Consider the following 1,913-nt stretch of genomic DNA (forward strand, 5'->3'; position numbering starts at 1 on the left):
GTCCGACGAGCTGCTGACCGCCCTGGGCTGCGAACTCAATGACGAGGGCTGGGTCGCCACCGATCGCACCGGTCGCACCAGCATCGACGGCGTGTGGGCGCCCGGCAACGTCGTGGACCACACCGCCCAGCTGATCAACGCCGCGGCCGCCGGGTCCGCCGCCGCCATCGCGCTCAACAACCACTATCTGATCGCCGCCGACGTCGAGAAGGCTCTCCACGGCCACACCGAGCCAGTACCAGCCAATTGATCGTCGGGTCACTCGATCTTGTCCATTGTCTTGCCGCGGCGGCACGTCGCATTTGTCCAAAACCAGAGACATCGAAGCCAGCATCAGCTTCTCTCGTCCGACCGCTCTTGGAAGAGGCTGACACACATGGAGTTCGACCACGTCACCTTCGACCTGCCACACGGCACCTTTCACGCGCTGCAGGGTGGTGATCCCAATGGTCAGCCGACGGTCGTCTTGCACGGCTTCCCGGACCATCCGCCGACCGCGACGCCCTTCCTTGCCGAGCTCGGCCGCCGCGGACGTCACGTCGTCGCACCCTGGCTTCGCGGTTACGCGCCGTCCCCGACCGCGGGGCCGTTCGACTTCGCAGCCCTCACCAGCGACGTGCTCGCGCTGATCGACCGCTGGTCTCCCGGGCGAGCCGTGGAGTTGGTTGGCCACGACTGGGGCGCCTTGATCACATACGATGCCTGCGTCACCGCGCCGGAGCGGATCGAACGCGCGGTCACGCTCGCAATCCCCCACCCACTCACGTTCCTGAGTCGGCCGCGCCTCGCTCAGCTACGCCGGAGCTGGTACATGGGGCTCTTTCAACTGCCGGGAAGCGGCTTGATGGTCACCGCCCGCGATTTCGCCCTCGTCGACCGCCTCTGGCGTCAGTGGTCGCCCAACCTCTCGCTCGATCCAGCTCTCCAGGCGGAGCTACACGAGGACCTGCGGGCGAGCATGCCCGCGCCCATAAAGTACTACCGGGCGATGCTGCGACCCGGCATGCTTGGGGCGACGCGCCGCCTATCTCAGCCGATCACGGTGCCCCTGCTGCAGCTCCACGGTGCCGACGACGGCTGCATCCTCCCCCCGCAGGTCGACGACCGACATCGGTTCGCCGCCCCGCACGCGAGGGAGGTCGTCCCCGACGTCGGTCACTTCCTGCACATCGAGGCCCCCGAGGCGATCGCGGAACGGATCGCGGCATGGGCCGAGTAGCGGATCACTCGACCCTCGCGGCGAGACCACCGGGATGGGCGGCGCGGGGCGGACTCTGACATGGCGCTGTTGCGGACGGCGGGATGGGGCGGACCCGGTGCATCTGCTGGGTGAGCTCGTAGGTGGTCCACGGCTTTGACCGCGAGCAAGCCGAGGACCGCGTAGGACGTGGGTGTGAGCCCGGATGGCATTTGACCCTCTCCTGGTCGAGCACTCCCATTGAGAGTATTAGGAGGTTGCCATGTCTCTCATCGCCAACGCCGAGCAGGCCGCCGCGTGGGACGGCCCGGAGGGCGACCACTGGGCCGAGCACGCCGAACACTACGAGCAGACCACCCGCCATCATCGAGGCCGCCTCCTGTCGGCCGGGTTGCTCTGCCCCGGCGACGACGTGCTAGACGTCGGATGCGGCACCGGCGCGCTGACCCGAGAGGCGGCACGACACGTGCGCACCGGCACCGCGCTCGGCGTGGACCTCTCCGGCCGGATGATCGAGCGAGCGCGTGAGCTGACCGCCGCGGCGGGGATCACCAACGCCCGGTTCGAGCAGGCAGACGCCCAGGTGCACGCGTGCGCACCGACCGGCGTCGACGTGATCTTGAGCTGCTTTGGCTCGATGTTCTTCGCCGACCCCGTCCGCGCCTTCACCAACCTCGCCGAGTCCCTGCACCCCGGCGGCCGGATGGGCCTGCTC

General features: G+C 68.6%; 3 protein-coding genes. All 3 read left to right on the forward strand.

The window, feature by feature from the left end; translation table 11 throughout:
* The coding region (locus tag VGH85_16115) for an FAD-dependent oxidoreductase (protein ID HEY2175332.1) at positions 1–250 on the forward strand (250 nt) is incomplete at its 5' end.
* A gap of 126 nt (positions 251–376) precedes the next feature.
* Positions 377–1,219 carry an alpha/beta fold hydrolase gene (locus VGH85_16120; GenBank protein ID HEY2175333.1) on the forward strand — a complete coding sequence of 281 codons (843 nt, stop codon included), beginning with the start codon at positions 377–379 and terminating at the stop codon, positions 1,217–1,219.
* Positions 1,220–1,460: 241 nt separating this feature from the next.
* The coding region (locus VGH85_16125; GenBank protein ID HEY2175334.1) for a class I SAM-dependent methyltransferase at positions 1,461–1,913 on the forward strand (453 nt) is incomplete at its 3' end.

Source organism: Mycobacteriales bacterium, from assembly GCA_036497565.1.
Lineage (GTDB): Bacteria > Actinomycetota > Actinomycetes > Mycobacteriales > QHCD01 > DASXJE01.

What these genes read in the sequence shown, in the direction of transcription:
- VGH85_16120 (HEY2175333.1), top strand. Translation starts at nt 377, where the DNA reads ATGGAGTTCGACCACGTCACCTTCGACCTGCCACACGGCACCTTTCAC.